The organism is Bacillus sp. LR_5, assembly GCF_042709275.1.
The window spans coordinates 1-4063 of record NZ_JAVAXX010000415.1 but is presented as its reverse complement, the minus strand read 5'-3'; the positions used below and the strand labels follow the sequence as shown (position 1 = coordinate 4063).

Annotated in this window: 4 protein-coding genes; all 4 read left to right on the top strand. The window is 41.8% G+C overall.

Annotated features, from left to right (window positions below):
* Nucleotides 1-529: transcriptional regulator CcpN (gene ccpN / locus RAC86_RS36060; RefSeq protein ID WP_377886722.1), on the top strand; the 529-nt coding region annotated here is incomplete at its 5' end.
* 25 nt (nt 530-554) lie between these two features.
* The gene (locus tag RAC86_RS36055) at nt 555-1367 is read left to right on the top strand and encodes a pyruvate, water dikinase regulatory protein (RefSeq protein ID WP_003230064.1); all 813 of its coding nucleotides are present in this window, start codon (nt 555-557) and stop codon (nt 1365-1367) included.
* 253 nt (nt 1368-1620) lie between these two features.
* Entirely contained in the window at nt 1621-2115 is a 495-nt protein-coding gene (locus RAC86_RS36050) for a YaiI/YqxD family protein (protein ID WP_003230065.1), read from the top strand.
* Nucleotides 2116-2148: 33 nt separating this feature from the next.
* Nucleotides 2149-3960, top strand: a complete 1812-nt coding sequence (dnaG, locus tag RAC86_RS36045) for a DNA primase (protein WP_038429315.1) — start codon at nt 2149-2151, stop codon at nt 3958-3960.
* Nucleotides 3961-4063: the final 103 nt, after the last annotated feature.

The window sequence follows — 4063 nt, the reverse complement described above, 5'->3', positions numbered from 1 at the left end:
GACATTGCGCCCGGATTTAGCCATACTCACCATGTCAGGATTCCTCGAGGCGCGCCCGAGAGTCGGTTATTTCTATACGGGAAAAACCGGCACACAGCTTTTGGCGGATAAACTCAAAAAGCTTCAGGTGAAAGACTTTCAATCTATCCCCGTAGTGATTCACGAAAACGTTTCTGTGTACGATGCGATTTGCACCATGTTTTTAGAAGATGTAGGTACTCTGTTTGTGGTGGACCGCGATGCTGTTTTAGTCGGGGTGCTTTCACGAAAAGACTTGCTCAGAGCGAGCATTGGCCAGCAGGAGCTTACATCGGTCCCTGTTCACATCATCATGACAAGGATGCCGAACATTACGGTGTGCAGACGCGAGGATTATGTGATGGACATTGCAAAGCACTTAATAGAAAAACAAATTGATGCACTGCCTGTCATCAAAGACACCGATAAAGGCTTTGAAGTGATCGGCAGAGTGACAAAAACAAATATGACCAAAATACTTGTCAGTTTATCTGAAAATGAAATCCTATAAGATTGCAAACTAACGGGGGGATAATATGAATAACCGCATCATCTATGTTGTATCGGATTCCGTCGGTGAAACGGCTGAATTGGTAGTAAAAGCAGCACTCAGCCAATTTAACGGATCGGCGGATGATACTCATGTAAGAAGAATTCCTTATGTTGAAGATATAGGCACTATCAATGAAGTGATTTCACTTGCAAAGGCAGACGGCGGCATTATCTGTTTTACACTCGTGGTGCCGGAAATCAGAGAATATTTGATAGCCGAAGCGGAAAAAGCAAATGTTTTATATTATGATATTATCGGCCCGTTGATTGATAAAATGGAAACAGCCTACGGTTTAACAGCGAAATACGAACCGGGGCGGGTGCGCCAGCTTGATGAAGATTATTTCAAAAAAGTGGAGGCCATCGAGTTTGCAGTTAAATACGATGATGGACGTGATCCAAGAGGGATTTTAAAAGCTGATATCGTTTTGATCGGCGTGTCAAGAACGTCTAAAACACCGCTGTCTCAATATCTCGCACACAAACGCCTGAAGGTTGCCAATGTTCCGATTGTACCGGAGGTTGATCCGCCGGAAGAACTCTTTAACGTTGATCCGAAAAAATGCATCGGTTTAAAGATTAGCCCTGATAAACTGAATCATATCAGAAAAGAACGTTTAAAATCACTCGGGCTTAATGATAAAGCGATTTATGCAAATATCAACAGAATCAAAGAGGAACTCGAGTATTTCGAAAAGATTGTGGATCGGATCGGCTGCCAGGTTGTTGATGTTTCAAATAAAGCGGTTGAGGAAACAGCAAATATTATCCATCATCTCAAAACAAAAAACATATAACTCAGGACGCTCTATCCTGGGTTTTTGGCTGTGCCAAAAGGGAATAATGAAAAACAATAGCATCTTTGTGAAGTTTGTATTATAATAAAAAATTGTGATAAAATGATTAATTTTAGGTTTAAGGATCGTGTGATACGAATAAACTATTATGGGTAAGATGTCAAGAATTTCTCCCGGAAATTTTTCGACAAATTCATATACATCCACAATAATAAAGGATGTGCGATTTTGCTTGCTTTTATGCAGGAGTTTAATGGAGGGATGGAGAATTACTCTTCTTAATGAACAAGAAAAGACGATTTTTGTCGATGCTGATGCTTGTCCGGTAAAAGATGAAATTTTACAAACAGCATCCGAGTATGAAGTTCAAGTTCTTTTTGTCGCTTCATTTGAACATTATCAGCTTTCCAGAAGCAATGAAGAAAAATGGAAGTATGTTGATCCTCATAAAGAAGCCGCTGATTTATATATCGCAAATCACGTGAAACCGGGAGATATTGTTGTGACGCAGGACATCGGATTAGCATCTCTGCTGTTGAACAGAAATGTCTCCGTTATGTCGGAAAGAGGTCGTCTTTACAAAGAAGACACGATTGATTTTGCCCTAGAGGGCCGTCATTTTTCCGGCAAACAAAGAAGAAAAGGCGTATATGCCAAAGGGCCTAAAAAATTGAATAAAGAAGATCGAGAACGATTTATTACACTGCTGCAAAAAATCCTGTCGAATGATGAAGGGATTTTGCACTAAAGCATCGAATAATGTACGACGGAGTGTTATAAGATGGGAAATCGGATACCAGATGAAATTGTGGATCAGGTGCAAAAGTCGGCAGATATCGTTGAAGTCATAGGTGATTATGTTCAATTAAAGAAGCAAGGCCGAAACTACTTTGGACTCTGTCCTTTTCATGGAGAAAGCACACCTTCGTTTTCCGTATCGCCCGACAAACAGATTTTTCATTGCTTTGGCTGCGGAGCGGGCGGCAATGTTTTCTCTTTTTTAAGGCAGATGGAAGGCTACTCATTTGCCGAGTCGGTTTCTCACCTTGCTGACAAATACCAAATTGATTTTCCAGATGATATAACAGTCCATTCCGGAGCCCGGCCAGAGTCTTCTGGAGAACAAAAAATGGCTGAGGCACATGAGCTCCTGAAGAAATTTTACCATCATTTGTTAATAAATACAAAAGAAGGTCAAGAGGCACTGGATTATCTGCTTGCTAGGGGCTTTACGAAAGAGCTGATTGATGAATTTCAGATTGGCTATGCTCTTGATTCTTGGGACTTTATCACGAAATTCCTTGTAAAGAGGGGATTTAGTGAGGCGCAAATGGAAAAAGCGGGTCTCCTGATCAGACGCGAAGACGGAAGCGGATATTTCGACCGCTTCAGAAACCGTGTCATGTTTCCGATCCATGATCATCACGGGGCTGTTGTTGCTTTCTCAGGCAGGGCTCTTGGCAGCCAGCAGCCTAAGTATATGAACAGTCCTGAAACCCCGCTCTTTCATAAAAGCAAACTGCTTTACAATTTTTATAAGGCCCGCCTTCATATCAGAAAGCAGGAAAGAGCAGTCTTATTTGAAGGGTTTGCTGATGTCATATCGGCCGTAAGCTCGGGTGTAAAAGAAAGCATAGCCACGATGGGAACGTCTCTTACAGATGATCATGTCAAAATCCTGAGAAGAAACGTCGAAGAAATCATTCTTTGCTATGACTCTGATAAAGCCGGTTATGAAGCCACCTTAAAAGCTTCGGAGCTTCTGCAAAAAAAAGGCTGCAAAGTCAGAGTTGCAATGATTCCTGACGGATTGGACCCTGATGATTACATCAAAAAATTCGGCGGGGAAAAATTTAAAAATGACATTATTGACGCCAGTGTCACCGTAATGGCGTTCAAAATGCAATATTTCCGAAAAGGAAAGAACCTGTCCGATGAAGGCGACCGACTAGCTTACATTAAAGACGTACTGAAAGAAATCAGCACGCTTTCAGGGTCTCTAGAGCAGGAAGTCTATGTAAAGCAGCTTGCTTCAGAGTTTTCGCTTTCACAGGAGTCTTTAACTGAGCAGCTGTCTGTTTTCAGCAAGCAAAACAAACCTGCTGACAATAGCGGTGAAACAAAAACGCGGCGAGCGCATCTGACGACAAAAGCAAGGCAAAAACGTTTGCGTCCGGCGTATGAAAATGCAGAAAGGCTGTTACTCGCTCACATGCTTCGAGATCGGAGCGTCATCAAAAAAGTGATTGACCGGGTAGGGTTTCAATTTAATATTGATGAGCACCGGGCATTAGCCGCCTATCTTTATGCTTTTTATGAAGAGGGAGCCGAGCTGACGCCTCAGCATCTGATGGCCAGGGTGACGGATGATCATATAAGCCAGCTCTTGTCTGATATATTAATGCTTCAGGTTAATCAAGAGCTTAGCGAAGCCGAGTTATCAGATTATGTAAAAAAAGTGTTGAATCAAAGAAATTGGTCAATGATAAAAGAAAAAGAGGCGGAAAGAGCCGAAGCCGAAAGGCAAAAAGATTTTTTAAGAGCTGCTTCTCTGGCTCAAGAAATCGTTACATTGAACCGATCTTTAAAATAACTGGAGAACTGATGAGGAGCATGTATTGGCAATGATTCCTTGCGGAGGAGCAAATAGATCGCTTAACCTCATCATGAATTGTCATTTCATTATTCGCACATTA